15 protein-coding genes and 1 pseudogene are annotated in these 14,708 nt (G+C 44.7%); 6 read left to right on the top strand and 10 right to left on the bottom strand.

The window, feature by feature from the left end; all coding sequences use genetic code 11:
- Positions 1–535 precede the first annotated feature (535 nt).
- From QUA71_RS05840 to QUA71_RS05875, 8 genes and pseudogenes are all read right to left on the bottom strand, one after another.
- Positions 536–718: pseudogene (locus tag QUA71_RS05840) on the bottom strand (S8 family serine peptidase); the annotation flags it as partial.
- 290 nt (positions 719–1,008) lie between these two features.
- Positions 1,009–1,341, bottom strand: a complete 333-nt coding sequence (gene crn3 / locus QUA71_RS05845; protein WP_006635328.1) for a CRISPR-associated ring nuclease Crn3/Csx3 — start codon at positions 1,339–1,341, stop codon at positions 1,009–1,011.
- 43 nt (positions 1,342–1,384) lie between these two features.
- Positions 1,385–2,314 (bottom strand): DUF192 domain-containing protein, encoded by a 930-nt coding sequence (locus QUA71_RS05850; protein WP_333283244.1) that lies wholly within the window; start codon positions 2,312–2,314, stop codon positions 1,385–1,387.
- 19 nt (positions 2,315–2,333) lie between these two features.
- On the bottom strand, positions 2,334–4,064 hold the full coding sequence (locus tag QUA71_RS05855; protein ID WP_333283246.1) for an NAD+ synthase: 1,731 nt from the start codon (positions 4,062–4,064) through the stop codon (positions 2,334–2,336).
- A gap of 87 nt (positions 4,065–4,151) precedes the next feature.
- Positions 4,152–4,445, bottom strand: coding sequence for an isochorismate lyase (locus QUA71_RS05860; protein WP_190658973.1), 294 nt, complete (start codon positions 4,443–4,445; stop codon positions 4,152–4,154).
- A 70-nt stretch (positions 4,446–4,515) separates the two neighbouring features.
- Positions 4,516–5,265: an NrtR DNA-binding winged helix domain-containing protein gene (locus QUA71_RS05865; RefSeq protein ID WP_333283248.1), complete on the bottom strand. Its 750-nt coding sequence runs from the start codon at positions 5,263–5,265 to the stop codon at positions 4,516–4,518.
- Positions 5,226–5,825 (bottom strand): nicotinate-nucleotide adenylyltransferase, encoded by a 600-nt coding sequence (locus QUA71_RS05870; RefSeq protein WP_333217882.1) that lies wholly within the window; start codon positions 5,823–5,825, stop codon positions 5,226–5,228. Before QUA71_RS05870 ends, QUA71_RS05865 begins: the two co-directional genes overlap by 40 nt.
- A gap of 76 nt (positions 5,826–5,901) precedes the next feature.
- Positions 5,902–7,302: a nicotinate phosphoribosyltransferase gene (locus QUA71_RS05875; RefSeq protein WP_333283250.1), complete on the bottom strand. Its 1,401-nt coding sequence runs from the start codon at positions 7,300–7,302 to the stop codon at positions 5,902–5,904.
- A gap of 501 nt (positions 7,303–7,803) precedes the next feature.
- Between QUA71_RS05875 and QUA71_RS05880 the strand changes: the two genes are divergently transcribed.
- The 4 genes from QUA71_RS05880 to QUA71_RS05895 all read left to right on the top strand — a co-directional run bounded on the left by QUA71_RS05880 (position 7,804) and on the right by QUA71_RS05895 (position 11,294).
- Complete coding sequence (locus QUA71_RS05880) at positions 7,804–7,953, top strand: hypothetical protein (RefSeq protein WP_006635335.1); 150 nt, start codon at positions 7,804–7,806, stop codon at positions 7,951–7,953.
- A gap of 355 nt (positions 7,954–8,308) precedes the next feature.
- A complete protein-coding gene (locus QUA71_RS05885) occupies positions 8,309–8,773 on the top strand; it encodes a hypothetical protein (RefSeq protein ID WP_039887846.1) in 465 nt (154 codons plus the stop codon).
- A 473-nt stretch (positions 8,774–9,246) separates the two neighbouring features.
- Positions 9,247–9,840, top strand: a complete 594-nt coding sequence (locus QUA71_RS05890; RefSeq protein WP_333283253.1) for a ferric reductase-like transmembrane domain-containing protein — start codon at positions 9,247–9,249, stop codon at positions 9,838–9,840.
- 86 nt (positions 9,841–9,926) lie between these two features.
- The gene (locus QUA71_RS05895; RefSeq protein ID WP_333283255.1) at positions 9,927–11,294 is read left to right on the top strand and encodes a WD40 repeat domain-containing protein; all 1,368 of its coding nucleotides are present in this window, start codon (positions 9,927–9,929) and stop codon (positions 11,292–11,294) included.
- A 95-nt stretch (positions 11,295–11,389) separates the two neighbouring features.
- On the opposite strand, the gene QUA71_RS05900 is transcribed toward QUA71_RS05895, so the two are convergent.
- Together QUA71_RS05900 and QUA71_RS05905 are read right to left on the bottom strand one after the other, a co-directional pair.
- Positions 11,390–11,806 carry a transcriptional regulator gene (locus tag QUA71_RS05900; RefSeq protein WP_333283257.1) on the bottom strand — a complete coding sequence of 139 codons (417 nt, stop codon included), beginning with the start codon at positions 11,804–11,806 and terminating at the stop codon, positions 11,390–11,392.
- Positions 11,807–11,940: 134 nt separating this feature from the next.
- On the bottom strand, positions 11,941–12,249 hold the full coding sequence (locus tag QUA71_RS05905; protein ID WP_333283259.1) for a type II toxin-antitoxin system HigB family toxin: 309 nt from the start codon (positions 12,247–12,249) through the stop codon (positions 11,941–11,943).
- A 134-nt stretch (positions 12,250–12,383) separates the two neighbouring features.
- Between QUA71_RS05905 and QUA71_RS05910 the strand changes: the two genes are divergently transcribed.
- Together QUA71_RS05910 and QUA71_RS05915 are read left to right on the top strand one after the other, a co-directional pair.
- Complete coding sequence (locus QUA71_RS05910; RefSeq protein ID WP_445243754.1) at positions 12,384–12,695, top strand: DUF2470 domain-containing protein; 312 nt, start codon at positions 12,384–12,386, stop codon at positions 12,693–12,695.
- Between the two features lie 188 nt (positions 12,696–12,883).
- Positions 12,884–14,521: an AAA family ATPase gene (locus QUA71_RS05915; RefSeq protein ID WP_333283260.1), complete on the top strand. Its 1,638-nt coding sequence runs from the start codon at positions 12,884–12,886 to the stop codon at positions 14,519–14,521.
- Positions 14,522–14,708: the final 187 nt, after the last annotated feature.

The raw sequence follows: 14,708 nt of genomic DNA on the forward strand, positions 1-14,708 counted from the left end.
TCAACAATCTGCAAGTTTTCTCCAATATCTCGCAGATCCGCACCCTACAGATTAACACCACACAATATAGCTGCTACTCTAGTTCATGAACCTGGAATATGCGGTATTAACTGTTACTTGCCGCAATTGGCGAAAGTAGAAAACAGATTAATTTTTGTAACTCTCCACGCTTGTCATGTCTGCGCGCCAGCAAAAAGACTGTACCTAGTTATGCTTTTATCGCTGTCAACATAACTTTGCCAACTTCATGCAGCAACTGTTGGATACTAGCCTGGAAACTCCCTTGGTATAGGACTTACTTGCGAGCTCATGTTCTATCCTACTTGCTTGCTAAACTTTTGAATTTGACCTTGGCAAGTTCGACAACTAGAACCGCCGACTTTCTGCCAAATTTCTAACTGCGAAGTCAATCCATATTTGCCCTCCATTGCTGGATTGCATCCACATCCCATCCGCGCGGAGGTTCGGACAAAACAGATTTGCGCGGTTGTATGGCGATCGACTAATGTTTCTGAATAGTTGCTGCCTATTTTTTCTAGGCTATTATCCCATTTGGGTTGGCTGTTGTCGTCAAGATATACTCAACTTGGGCCGGAGTAAGAATCGGATTGGCATTCAAAACCAAAGCCGCTACACCCGCTACGTGAGGGGTTGCGATCGATGTGCCGGTGTAGGTTTCGTAGGTGTGATAGCGAGTTGTAGAAAAGATATCTAGTCCAGGTGCAACTACCTAATCCACAGGTGTGGAACCTGCACGGTTAGAGAATTTATCTCTCCTGCCCTTTATATCAATTTCTCCCACAGCAATTCAACAGCGCTCGGTATTCATAGCTGGATAGTCTGGTGCACAATAGTCTGGACGATTGATCCAAAACGCTCTAATTTAATCACGACTCTCCGGGATTTGTGGTGGAAACAGTAGTGTTAGCGTGTCGCTAACGCAGGTAAGATGCCCCCACCACGGGAAGTTTTATTTTTATTTATTATCAACTCAAACTTAGGAGAGTCTTAATCGCTCGGTAAACTCAATTTTAATACCTGTCCAACTGATACCTCGTGCTTGTGCGTCGCTACTACCACGGCACCTTCTAATCGCGGATCGTAACATCCAACCCAAGCCGCAGGATGACATTCGTGTACTAAATACCCGTACAGCCAAATTGCTCCTCTACCTTCAATGACAATTCCTTGGCTGAATTGAACGTCTTGAGGAAGTTTCAAACCTTGTAAATCATTTGGCGTGATGATACCGTCTTGAGTTGTAATACGCAAGCGCAAATGTTGGTAAGCTAAACCGTCTTGAGTTTGATTGGGGATTATTTTTAATTCAATAGGATTCATTGGATGCACAAATGTTGAATGCTGCGATAAAATCATATACCTTTTAGGGTAAATTGGGAATCCGATCGCCAACTTTGAGTCCCAATTGGGCTGCCCTTCCGCCTCTTAGTTCGATCACTCCGTCAACGGGAACATCCGGGCCGTAGTTGGGGCAGGTTTCGGTCAAACACGGCGGTACGTTAGGAATTATCGCCTGCACTACGCCTTCCCGCAGAAAAACCATATCGAGTTCAATCAACACGTTTTTCATCCAAAAACGCACGTTTCGCGCTGGTTCAATCGGGAAAAACATTCCTCTGTCCTCCGGTAATTCTGTCCGAAACATTAAACCTGTGGCTTGTTCTTGGGGAGTTTGCGCCACTTCTAGTCCGATCGCGCGATCGGCTATAGTCGTGTTAACCGAAATTGGCAAAAGCTGACCCCTATCTAGTTGGCCAAACAGCGAAATAAAGTTGGATTCAGTCAGATTAGAATTTCCCGAAACAACTCCTAAATATTTGCCAGAATTTTTATCTTTCATAATAGTTTGGTTGTCGGAAACAGAAAGCTCTAAATCGCTAAACTTCATGCCTTCTGTCAAGACAATTTTATCATTGCCGTTGCCAAAATCAGTAATTGTATCGGCTTCAGTAATAGTAGATGCGGCGGCGGTTCTTTCAATCACAAATAAATCCTCCCCCGCGCCTCCTGTCAAGATATCCCCGCCTTCGCCGCCTATTAGCAAATCGTTACCCCGATCGCCAAAAATCCAATCGGAGTCTTGTCCTCCATAGAGTGTATCGCTTCCCTGACCGCCAGACAGCGTATCAGCGCCTTCATTTCCTGCTAGCAAATCATTGTCCCGATCGCCAAAAATTCGGTCGTTTCCCCCCAAACCTTGAACAGTATCATTACCCGCAAATCCTCTAATCGTATCGTTGCTGAGAGCTCCCAGGAGAAAATCGAAGCCGAAACTACCGTCGATGTTAACCATTTTGCGTTTAATGATGCGTTTAATAGAATGAAGATTTGGCGATCGGCATCCGCCAACCGGTACCAAAAGCTCGATCGCTAATTTTCAAACCCGGGGCTGCTTGTCGCCGTTTAAACTCCGCTTGTCTGACTAATTTTACTACACGTTTAACCACGGCTTCATCGTGTCCTGCAGCGACAATTTGTTGGGCCGATTCGTGATGTTCTATCAACCGCTGCAAGATGTCATCCAAAACATCGTAATCCGGCAAAGAATCTTGGTCAATTTGTCCCGGTTTCAGTTCAGCACTCGGCGCTTTACTAATAATATTAACCGGAATAATTTCCTTTTCCAACTCGGTCTGATTTTTTACCTTCTCACTCCCAGAATTCAGCCACCGACAAAGCGAATAAACGCGAGTTTTCGGCACATCGGAAATCACCGCCAATCCCCCATTCATATCGCCGTAGAGAGTGCAGTAACCCACCGCCATTTCCGACTTATTGCCCGTCGAAAGCAGCAAATGTCCGAACTTATTAGAAATTGCCATCAACAGATTGCCTCGAATCCGCGATTGAATATTTTCCTCAGCAATCCCGAAAGTTGTGTTGACAAACAAATTGGCGAGAGTGCGATCGTAAGTTTTCATCAAATCGCCGATCGGCAATAGTTCGATCGCCATGCCCAGATTTCGGGCTAATTCCAAAGCATCATTAACCGAATGATCTGAACTATAAGGAGAAGGCATCAGCACCCCTAGAACATTTTCGGGCCCGATCGCGCAACTGGCGATCGCCGCCACCAAAGCCGAATCTATCCCCCCACTCAAACCGAGTACAACCTTAGAAAAACCGCACTTGCGAACATAATCTCGCACTCCCAAAACCAAAGCCGCCCATATTTCGGCATCTCCTTCTGCCGGATGAAAACTTAAATCTGTTGTGGATCGGGCATCTTGCCCGATCCCGCCGCTGCCAACTAAATCTTGTTTAGCTGCGTCATATTCCAGCACCGCAAAATCCGTTTCAAAAGAAGCTAATACCTGAATTAAATCACCCTTTCGATTCACAGCAAAACTGCTGCCGTCAAAAATAATATCGTCATTTCCCCCTACCTGATTAGCGTAAATAATCGGTATCCCGCAGCGGATGACGCTGTGCTGCAACATCGCCGATCGCACTCCCCGCTTCCCCGCAGAATAAGGCGATGCCGACAAATTCAGCACTAAATCTACACCCAATTTTGCCAAATCGGAAATAGGATCGCCTGCGTAAGTGCGTTTACCCCAAAACTCCTCATTGTTCCACAAATCTTCACAAATTGTCACGCCGATTTTGAGTTCGCCAAGAGAAAAGTAATTGCTGTTTTCTCCCCGTTCAAAATATCTATCTTCATCAAATACATCATAAGTAGGCAACAAGCGTTTATGAAAAACTTGTTTGACGGCGCCATTTTGCAACAAAACAGCGCTATTAAACAATGATTTTCCGCCGAGTTTAACAGCATTAGCATTAGGTAAGGCAGTACCTGCTATGACTGCCAACTCCGGTGGCAAAGCTTGCGCCAGTTGCAGCAACTGTGCACCTGCATCTGCAATGAAACTCGGATTGATTAACAAATCGCGCGGCGGATAACCGATCAGGGAAAGTTCCGGTGTTAGCAATAAGTTTGCGCCCTCAACCTCAGCTTTTTTCGCAGCCTCCAGAATTAGGTTGGAGTTGCCAAAGATATCACCAATTGTAGGATTGAGTTGTGCGATCGCAATTTTCATATCACCAAATCACTTAATAAATATTGCTAACAATCCGCCCGCGCGGACTCACTTTCCTATAGTCCTAGATTTGAATCTAGCAAAAACTTACTTAGATTTGTAATGTTTCAACTCTTCCTCAATATAATAATTTACCAAATCCCGGTAAATATTTTCAACCACATCAGGATTCAAACCCGACTCTTTAGCCCACTCGCGCCGCTGCTGTAACATATCGTGAAAGCGATCGAACGCTTTAACGCTAGCTTCACTCGTTTTGAACCTTGCTGCAGCGATGACGTATTGAAATCTCTTGCTCAAAGCCTCGATCACTTCTCGATCGATAATATCAATTTCCTCCCGAACTTCGTGAATATTAGCGCATTCATCAGGGTCTTTCATAGCCTGCACTCCTTAATAGCTTCTATTCTAATGTTACTAAATTGCTCCCCGAATGTCATCCAAGGAACAGCTAAATAAACACCAGCGGCTTATTTTTGAAAGGAGCAAAAGCGGCCGCATCAAAGCGGTACAAACTAGCAGGCCGGCCCGCCCCGCGGGAAACCTTAACACCGGTATCGCACAAAAAACCCAATTTTAACAATCGAGATCTAAAATTAGAATAATCCGAAAAACTTTCCCCCAAAATAGTTGTATAAAGCTGATACAAATCGCTCAAAGTAAAAAGCTCCGGCAAAACTTCAAAAGCTACCGGACTGTATTCAAGTTTGTTACGCAGTCGCCGGTATCCGTATTCGAGAATTTGATTGTGATCGAAGGCAAGCTGTGGAACTTGTTGCACGGGATACCAAGCAATGCCGCCGACGCGGTGGCCCACACCCGCCACTACACTCCCAGCAATTAACTCAGCTTCCTCAAAGCGAACCAAAGCAAAATAACTCACCGAAAGATAGCGATCGCCCCTGGTAAGTTCCCGAGGATCGCGCCCCGGTTCTCCGAAAGTATACAATTGCTCCAGATACAAATTTTTTACCCGAATTTTCTCAGACAAAATTCGGTAAGCCGCATTTTCAAGAGACTCTCCGTCCCGCACCAAAGTACCAGGAAGACTCCAAGAATCGATAAACGGTTCGTCTTGCCGCATTACCAACAGCACCAACAAGCGGTTCTGCACGGCATCGACGGAGAAAATCACATTATCTACTCCTACTTTAAAGTCAGCTAATGAGCAACCTTCGCCCTTTTTCGTGCCTCGTGCCATGCGTACAAATGCTCCCTATTGATGTAATCTTCGATGGTCGGAGTCAGAGCTTCCCTGTCTCCTGTTTCCCGATAGGAAGTAGAAGAAACATTGGGAGCACTCAAAGATGCGATCGCCACGTCTGCACCCATCCGCCTCAACTGCCACAAATCTAATTGTTCGGAGGGATAACCGGGTCGCGGTACTATCAGCAAGTCCACTTGTTTTAACAATTGTTCAAATTTGTACCAGCGAGACAGTTGCCCCACCAAGTCCGAACCTATTACCAGCGTCAAATCTGCATTCGGCCACAGCAATCTTGCTTGTTCCACAGTTTCTAGCGTCCTCGGACTGCTGAGTTCTGGATGCAAGCAAAGATTGTGTCTGGGCGAATTAATTTCTTGAATCATTAACAGCAGCATTGCCGATCGGTGTTCTAGAGAAGTTTGGTGCGACTTAAAAGGATTGTCCGACGCCCAAACTGCTACCCAATCAAAATGTTGGGAAAGCCAACTCAGAATTGTTTTGTGTCCTGCTGTGGGTGGATCGGCACTGGTTCCAAAAAGAGCAATCTTCTGCATAGGGAATCGGTAATGAGTAATGGGTAATGGGTAATTGTTGACTGTTGACTGTTGACTGTTGACTGTTGACTACTGACTAATGAGTCTTTTGGGTTTTTTGGGTGAGACTCTGCAAATCTGGAGAAATTTCCACCTGCGACGAAATTGGGTTGTCAAGTTGGCGAGTTTCGGGTCGAAGACTGGCGACAGAAGCAGCAGTTCGTTTGGCGATATCGTCCAAACTTTCCTCGTTCTGGACTCGTTTGCCGTCCTTGACAACCAATTTCATTAATGGTATAGAATCGCAATTTTTAATATTTTCTCCTGACAATGCCAAACAATCTCCGAGAATTTGCCCATTTTCAATATGTCTAAAAATTTGCTTTCTTCCTGGATATGTTACCTTGCCGCTTGCCTCTTTCATCACCGGAATTCCGTCAATTTCCACCAACTTATAAACACCGTTGACAGGGGAACCGCTGACCAACTTGGTTCCCAAACCGTAACCGTCAATGCAAGCGCCGCTACTTTTTAATTTCGCAATTTCTCGATCGTCCAAATCGCCACTAGCAAAAATTGGAACGCCCGGAAGGATCGATCGAACTTCCCGAGACAGCACCGCCAAATCGCCCGAATCCAGCCGCACGCCTTCCAACTGCATTTCACCGCTGTTTACTCGATCGGCCAACATCCGCGCCGCCGCCACAGTATCATAAGTATCGATCAGCAGCGGCGCCCCCGGAAAATAGCGGTGAAAAGCTGCAAACGCCTGATTCTCGCTGCCTTCGAGGGCAGCGACAGCCATTACCAAAGCATGGGCCATCGTACCGACAGGCTTGCGGCCCAACTTCAAAGCAGCCAAAACATTAGAAGTTCCGTCAAATCCCGCAGCCAGAGCAGCCCTAGCCGCCCAAACAGCAGCTTGAGGCCCAAAAGCCCTGCGCGTCCCGAATTCAAGCAACTTAGCCTCCGGGCCCGCCACATCGCGCAGCCGCGCTGCCCGCGTCGCAATCAAAGTTTGATAATTTATGGCATTCAATAAATAAGTTTCCACTAACTGAGCCTGCCACAGAGGAGCCTCAATTCGCAGCAGAGGCTCGTTGGCAAACACCGCCGTCCCCTCCGGCACCGCCCAAACATCGCCAGTAAAGCGGGCTGTGGCGAGTAAAGTCCAAAATCGCTCCGGGGCGCCGGCAAAAATCCCAGTGGACTGCAAAGCCTGAATTTGCGCCGGCGAAAACCGAAATTTCTCCAAATAATCGAGAACTTGGGCCAAACCCATCGCGATCGCGTAGCCAAAACCCTCTGGCAGCCTGCGCGCGAACAACTCAAAACTCGCGACCCGCCCGTCGAGCCCTTCCCCAACATAACAAGCGGCCATCGTTAGCTGGTAGAGATCGGTCAAAAGGCTGTAATCTGCTGAAGAAACCGTCAGTTCCCGGTCTTCTAAGATTTCTTCAAAACCTGTGAGCTGCAGGCTTTCTGTGGTAGTTTTCATAAGAAAAACCCCGGACAAACTTCTTTTTTTTAATTATAGTGACAAACACCATATCTTTTTGTAAATCTTTGATAAAGATTACATATATTTGTCGGAGAAATTCGCTTATTATGCCCTTTCATAGCGGATTTCGGTTAATTTGTACATTAATATTATGGTAAAACCAATATAAATATTTAATTTAACAAACTCAGGAATTAAGCACAAACACTCAAGCGTTCCCGGTTTTTTGCGAAAATATTTCCTTGCAGCCTTTGAATAGAGTTAGACAACCCGGTTTCTCAGCGTCGGGAGGGCGATCGCGACAGCTTGAGTTGACCAAGGAAAAATCTACCAGCAAAAGGTCGATCGTCCAACAATGCGTAATTCCTAAAACCTTCAGCTTGCTTCAATGTTGCAGACCAATAAGTAATTCAAATAAATATTGCTAAAGTCATCCATAGCCCAAAAATCCGAGTAATCTAATAAGTATCAGAACCCAGATTAAGAGAGGCAGATTCTATGAATCTTTCTAAATCTTTGGCAAACGCGATGCGTTACGTTTCGGAAGCAGCGGTGCGGATTTTTAGCCCCAGCGATGACAACTATCCAAATAGTGGAGTTCAACCTTTTGAAGGTAAGCTCTCCAAAACTTCTAAATCGAGAGACTGAACAGCCATTCACGCAGTTCCTAGCGAGTTCGGTACAGGCATTCAGTTTAACAGTCAATGGTTAACAATTAACTATTGACTGTTAACTTTTGACTTTTGACTTTGAGTGTTAATAGTAATTGTAAATGGGGTTTCCCTTCCTTCTACCCAACCTACAATTACCAATCACCAATTACACTGAACTTCCCCAATTGACAAAAGGTATATTCAGTGTAGAGTAAGCTTTTGAAATAAAGATTTTGGCGTGGCTGATTTAGGGTATGAAAGGCTAAATATGCAAGTCATAGAAACCAGTATTCACAAAACTTCGGGATTTTCAAGTGATTTTTTTCATACCCTGATTAAGCAACGCCGACGTGAAGATTTCTGAGTTGAAAGCGAATTCTCAGGTTAAACAAGCTCAAGGCGAAGCTGAGTCGATTCGGGTGAAGGGAAATGCTCAAGCTGAAGCTTATCGCGCGGGTGTTGTGGCTTTGGGAGGTTCCGGTTATACGGCTTTGCAGTTAATGCAAATTATAGGCGATCGCAACGTGCGAGTTGTGCCAGATGTTGCGGTAACAGGGAACGGTAGCGGCGGCGGTTTGGTTGATGGTTTGCTGGGAATGATGATGTGGAATCAAACGAGCAAAAATGGAGAAAATGGCGGCGAGTTGCCGGTAGTTAACCTACAGAAATCGGAACCTGCGGCCAAGTTATCAGTAGCCCAGGTGAATTCTGTTAAGCCGCCGGCATCTCGCGCTAATTCCCCTGTTGCGAATTCTGAGGCTGATATTGATTCGCGGTTTGATGAATTGCCGTTTGACGATCGATCTTTTAGTTAGGCTGGGCAGTTTGTAGCGAGAACTTCAGTCCTCTGTTATTGAAAGGGGGTATAACCAGTTTGTAGTTGGGCGCGATACCTAGCCAAAAGTTCAGGTAATCTCCTCAACCCAAGGTCAGCTAATGCTGACCATTTTTTATAGTTAAAAACTAAACTTTTAACCAGCTATTTTGGCGAAGACTTTTTCTAAACTTCAAACTTAATTGACAGGTCGATTTTAAAATGCTACTCTCGGCATATTGCTATTTCCTCCTTAGTGTGCTTTTTTACTTTAACTTTAGCCTCCAGGCTTTGCTAGGTAACGCTTTGAGATTATTTACATCCGCTTGCGGGCAACTTGCTCAACTCGGGGCGATTGCCTTGAAATCCTAGCCAGCTATGGTGTAGGACACCAGAAAACTAATAATTTGGCACACTAAGTACGGAAGAGTCCGGCATATTTGGAGTTTACTTCCTTAGCAATTAGAGTAAGTTATGCAACTTTCAACGATGGATTTAGATACATTTTCTCAGGCGAGTCTCCTGGGATTCGCGGCCTTAGCAGGCTATATTCTGACACTGCTTCCCACAAATTTGAGAATTGTTTTCCCTCTCACCAAAAAAACTGGCTTTCCCCAATGGCTGCTGAAATATCGCCGCTTCATTGGTCTGATCTCTTTCTTTTTAGCTGTAGCTCACGGATTCATATTTTTCAAACAAAGAAACTTTGATATCTTTGATATCAAAACTTATTTTGTTTACTTCCAGGGAGTAGCAACATTCATTATTTTTACTCTTTTGGCTATCACCTCTAACGATTGGAGTGTGAAAAGGCTCAAGAAAAATTGGAAAAAATTGCAGAGTCTCACTTACCTTGCTATGTTCTTAGTAACCGGGCATATCTGGGATAAAATGGCCGGTCACTGGACATATTTAACGCCTGTTGGAATTGCAGCTATAACCGCCACAATAGTTTTATTTCTCGGTCGAGTTTTGATTGAGCGGCAATCTAGACCACAAAAACATCAGCCAACAGAAGGCAAAGTAACAGTGCTAACAAGAGTATTGGATAGTATTTCTCAAAGGTAGAATGCAGCCGAAAAATCTTCAATCAATTTCTGGGCTTGAAATCTGGAAATTTATTTTACATAAAGTGAGTGGTGGAGGCCATATTTATGATATCAAAAGCAGTTAAATGGAAAGTTTCAGCAGCCTGGACACTAACAGCGGTTGTAACTGCGGCGGGCATCGGCTGGTCTAGGTCGCTTCCGGAATTGGAAACAACTGTATCGCAGTTTAAATCGGGGCTGTTAACTCAATATTCTCGCAGTTTTAAAGATAATTCTGGGTGGATTTACGCGATCGCACTCAGTCCAGACGGCAAAACTTTAGCCAGCGGTAGTTATGGCGGCATTATCAAAATCTGGAACCTGCAAACCGGCGAATTGCTTTACACCTTAAAAGCACATACCGATGCAATTGAATCCCTAGCCATTAGTCCTGATGGCAATGTTTTGGCTAGCGGGAGTTGGGATAACCGGATTAAATTGTGGAATCTCAAAACTGGCATACTCATCAATACCTTGAAAGGTCATGCCGATGATGTCAAGGCAATAAGTATCAGTCCAGATGGAAGGTTACTCGCTTCTGGAAGTACCGACAAAACTGTAAAAGTGTGGAATTTTTCCGATGGGAAACTACTCAGCACACTTCCAGATACAGACTGGATTCAATCTGTCGCTTTTAGCCCGGACAGTAAAATTTTAGCAAGCGGCAGCGAGAATGGAACTATTAAGATTTGGTGGCTTGATGATGGCGGCAATTACACCCTGACTGGGCATTCCGGGTCGGTGGAATCAGTTGCTTTTAGTCCTGACGGCAAAACTTTAGCGAGTGGCAGTGCGGATAAAACTGTTAAGCTGTGGCAGTTTACAAATGGCAAAGTTCTGCATACATTAACAGGGCATTCCGGCCCGGTGCAGTCAGTTGCTTTTAGCCAGGATGGACAGGCTTTAGCTAGTGGCAGCTACGACAAAACTATCAAGCTGTGGAACTTGAAAACAGGCGAACTGATGACAAATTTTGCGGATCATTCTAAGCCTGTTTGGTCAGTTGCTTTTAGCTCTCAAAATCCTGTTTTAGCCAGCGGTAGCGCAGATGAAACTATTAAGCTTTGGCCTGTACCTGTCCCGAGTGCGACTCAGGTTAATTCTCCAGCACCAGAGGTAGAGGCAGCACCTTCGGAAATTCTCTCCCCCGGTGAAATTGCACAGTTGAACCGGAAAGTTTACGACCAAATTGACAAGAGTTGGCGCTCGACTCCCACCTTCAAAACTTCATTAGTTTATCGGGTTGCCGTGAATGAAGAAGGGGTAATTATAGATTGTCAGCCGCTGAACCAAGCAGCGGCTGATTTTATTCAAGAAGTTTCTCTTTCTTCGTTTCGTAAAGTTGCTCCTAAACCAAAGCATTTTAGTCAATTTAAGGTAGTGTTTAAACCCTCTGGGGTGATTGAGGTTAGTCCGTGGGATGGGTGGAGGTAATAATATTAATTATGAAAAGCTATGCAACAGAAATTTTTCATAGCATTACGCAAAGTTTTATTAAAACCAGGCAGCCCAAAACGCTCGCTTGAATTTTAAGCAGTTGTTTGAACTGGATGCAGCGGAAAGAAAACAGCGGGCGATACGCCGAAAAACTCTGCAAGTCTTTGGATGTGTTCCGTTGTAAGTTGGCGCTTTTCGCGGAGGATATCAGAGACAATAGACTCGGTTTTAAAAATAGGAACTAGGTCTTTTTGTCTGAGTTCAAATTCTTCGATTAAAGCCTTTAATAGTTCTACTCCGTAAATGTCAGGTATGGGTTCTAAAGTTTGCTCATACTCATAAACCAGAGTTCCTAGTACATGGAGGTAGTCGCGTTCGTCTGGAGTCAGTTCGCCTTTGTCCAACAAAGAATCGATCGCTTTTTGAGTTGCAGTTAATTCCTCTTCAGCAGTTATGGGTCGGGGAGGAAATGTTTTGAGTAGTTCGATATAAGCGCTAGAGTTGTTCATGTGAGTATCCTATATTAAAAAAAGACAGGAATTACGCATATCCTCAATATATGTATGGTGTGAATGTAGGGGCAACCACGGGGAATTGCCCCTATCCCTAGGATTATTGCGTAAGTTTTAAAATGATAAAATTATCATTCATACCACGAGTCTTTTTTCCATTTATCTTCGTCATATTCTTCATGAGTAAGTACAGAGCGAATAAAAATTTTTTTAGGCCGATATTCATAATCTATAAAGGTAATCAGTCTGTAGTTATTACCTCTGATGTTAAAAACAGTAAAGTTTCCAACTATATCTGCTGATGAGAAAACGGCTTTCACTTCAGCTAGGTTAGACCACTGGGCTATTGTCGTTTTTTTGTACCAAGATCGCAGGCTTGTTTTAGCGTCAGGATACTTTTCCCAGAATTCTTTGAGTCTAGATTCAGAAATAACGTGCATACAGTTCCTCAATCATAAACAAATTTACCCATCTAATCTATAAGACTCCCTCTAAAATTATCTTCATATTATCTTAGCAAATTGCGAAGTGATTTGTCAACTGCGAATTTGTCTTACCGATCGCAGTACAATCGATGGATATTGCATCTGAGGAATCTCCCATGTCAGAACCGTTTTCTACTGAGATTAGCGATCGCATCTGCACTCACATGAACGAAGACCACGCTAGTGCTGTCGTGCTATACGCTCAAGCATTTGGCGACCAACCAGAGGCAACAGAAGCTCAAATGCTCGCTATTGATGCGAACGGCATGGATTTAACCGCTAAAGTCAAGGACGAAACAGTGCCTGTCAGAGTTAAGTTCGATCGCACTTTAAAAGACGCCGAAGATGCTCACCACACTCTGATTGAAATGGTGAAACAAGCTCGAAAAGTTGCTAAGTAGTCAATTGCGTACTATTCTGTTATAATTTTAACGTTTGCATTACGGAATTTAGTCCCGTTAAATGGTGGTTAAGGAGTAAAGTCCTTACTACAAACCGTTAGTTTGGTGAAATCATTTTAAGGACTAAATTCCTCACTGCTAACAAAATATTTAATAAAGTTGAATTAACATCTAAAATATAAAATAAAATGACAGAAAATTACCCCCAACCCCAAGAAGTGGATGTCGTCAAGGGCAGTAAAAATAACCACTTCGACGCCCTGGTAAAGCGAATAGATTTGATGATTCGCGCCCGCTATTCGCTGCTGTACATTGTCGGCGCGGAGGAGGAACCGGTCGAAGCCGTAATTGCCCAAGTAGCGCTGCAAGTAACTCCCGCGCGCCGGGTGTTGTTCTGGGATCTCGTGCGCGGCTGGGAAGATAACGGTTCAGGGAAAGGTTCGGTAATGGCGGCGCTCGATCGCGTCAGCAAAACTGCTGTTGAAGAATATACCATATTTGTACTGCGGGATTTGCACCCAACTTTGAAATATCCATACAGCGAAAAAAGCGCGCCGGTAGTGCGAGAATTGCGGAATTTAACGCGGGAATTGAAGCGCAGCAAAAAAACTATAGTTCTTACTTCTCACACGCTGGAATTGCCCGAAGAATTGAAAGAAGAAGTAACAGTAATTGATTTTCCTTTGCCCAACGTGCAAGAAATCGACAGTTTAATTTCCCACGTTGTGGAAAAGCCGCAACAGTTGCAAGTTAGCGGTTTAGCAAGGGAACAGTTGGTTAAAGCTTGTCAGGGTTTGAGCCGCGCTAGAATCGGGCGGGTTTTGGCTAAAGCTTTGGCCGCCAAACAGCAAATTAACGAGTCAGATATTGACGGAGTTTTGGAGGAAAAACAGCAAGCAATTCGCCAAACGGGCATTTTGGAGTTTTTCAACTCCCGAGAATCCCTAAAAAGTGTGGGCGGATTGGAGAATTTGAAGCAATGGGTAAAGATGCGGCAAGATGCTTTTACTGACGAAGCGCGTCGCTACGGCATACCGAATCCGAAAGGAGTTTTGTTAGTAGGAATTCAAGGCACAGGCAAATCTTTATCTGCGAAAACAATCGCCTCAGAATGGCGTTTGCCACTGTTGCGATTGGATACTGGGAGATTGTTTGGCGGCGTGGTCGGGGAAAGCGAAAGTCGCGTCAGGCAAATGATACAATTAGCAGAGGCGATCGCACCTTGCGTTTTGTGGATCGATGAAATAGATAAAGCCTTCGGCAACATTATCAGCGGTAGCGACGGCGATTCGGGAACTTCGCGCCGGGTATTCGGCAGTTTGATTACTTGGATGCAGGAAAAAACCAGTCCGGTGTTTATTGTCGCAACTGCAAATAACGTCAGGATTTTGCCCGCAGAGTTGCTCAGAAAAGGCAGATTTGATGAAATTTTCTTTTTAAATTTGCCCTCTGAATCGGAACGGCAAGATATTTTTAAAGTGCATTTGCAGCGTTTGCGGCCGACTAGATTGCGCGAGTTTGATTTGGGGGTTTTGGCGAAACGCGCTGAGAATTTTAGCGGTGCAGAAATTGAACAAGTGGTAATAGATGGGTTGTATCGGGCGTTTGGAACTTTTGTAAACGGACAGCGCCGAGATTTGATGACGGAGGATATTTTGAGGTCGATCGAGGATACTGTACCTTTAGCTGCGATCGCGCGATCGCAAATTGAAGATTTGAAGCGCTGGGCGGCGGAAGCGGGCGCGAGAACAGCATCTAACGATACTCACTTAATTGATGAATTGAAACGCTACAGCCAGCGGCGGAGGGATGCGATCGACAATTAACCCCACTTGTAGGGTGCGTCAGTTAAGGTCTAATTAATTCTCCCAAAAATCCCATCAGACGCACCTTCCTAATCGCATGGTGCGTCATTTCATGGCAGATTAATTCTCCCAAGTATCTCCCCTTCTGACGCACCCTACTACTGCTAGTAGCCTACAAGAGTTTATGGACAGTTATCTTAAACCTTTT

The organism is Microcoleus sp. MON1_C5 (assembly GCF_036701875.1).
Lineage (GTDB): Bacteria > Cyanobacteriota > Cyanobacteriia > Cyanobacteriales > Microcoleaceae > Microcoleus.

Excerpts from the sequence above, each read along its gene's own strand:
- QUA71_RS05855 (WP_333283246.1), bottom strand. The coding sequence starts at position 4,064 with ATGAAAATTGCGATCGCACAACTCAATCCTACAATTGGTGATATCTTT.
- QUA71_RS05875 (WP_333283250.1), bottom strand. The coding sequence starts at position 7,302 with ATGAAAACTACCACAGAAAGCCTGCAGCTCACAGGTTTTGAAGAAATC.
- QUA71_RS05850 (WP_333283244.1), bottom strand. The coding sequence starts at position 2,314 with ATGGTTAACATCGACGGTAGTTTCGGCTTCGATTTTCTCCTGGGAGCT.
- QUA71_RS05910 (WP_445243754.1), top strand. The coding sequence starts at position 12,384 with ATGGATATTGCATCTGAGGAATCTCCCATGTCAGAACCGTTTTCTACT.
- QUA71_RS05890 (WP_333283253.1), top strand. The coding sequence starts at position 9,247 with ATGCAACTTTCAACGATGGATTTAGATACATTTTCTCAGGCGAGTCTC.
- QUA71_RS05905 (WP_333283259.1), bottom strand. The coding sequence starts at position 12,249 with ATGCACGTTATTTCTGAATCTAGACTCAAAGAATTCTGGGAAAAGTAT.
- QUA71_RS05860 (WP_190658973.1), bottom strand. The coding sequence starts at position 4,445 with ATGAAAGACCCTGATGAATGCGCTAATATTCACGAAGTTCGGGAGGAA.
- crn3 (WP_006635328.1), bottom strand. The coding sequence starts at position 1,341 with ATGAATCCTATTGAATTAAAAATAATCCCCAATCAAACTCAAGACGGT.
- QUA71_RS05865 (WP_333283248.1), bottom strand. The coding sequence starts at position 5,265 with ATGGCACGAGGCACGAAAAAGGGCGAAGGTTGCTCATTAGCTGACTTT.
- QUA71_RS05870 (WP_333217882.1), bottom strand. The coding sequence starts at position 5,825 with ATGCAGAAGATTGCTCTTTTTGGAACCAGTGCCGATCCACCCACAGCA.
- QUA71_RS05915 (WP_333283260.1), top strand. The coding sequence starts at position 12,884 with ATGACAGAAAATTACCCCCAACCCCAAGAAGTGGATGTCGTCAAGGGC.
- QUA71_RS05895 (WP_333283255.1), top strand. The coding sequence starts at position 9,927 with ATGATATCAAAAGCAGTTAAATGGAAAGTTTCAGCAGCCTGGACACTA.
- QUA71_RS05900 (WP_333283257.1), bottom strand. The coding sequence starts at position 11,806 with ATGAACAACTCTAGCGCTTATATCGAACTACTCAAAACATTTCCTCCC.
- QUA71_RS05880 (WP_006635335.1), top strand. The coding sequence starts at position 7,804 with ATGAATCTTTCTAAATCTTTGGCAAACGCGATGCGTTACGTTTCGGAA.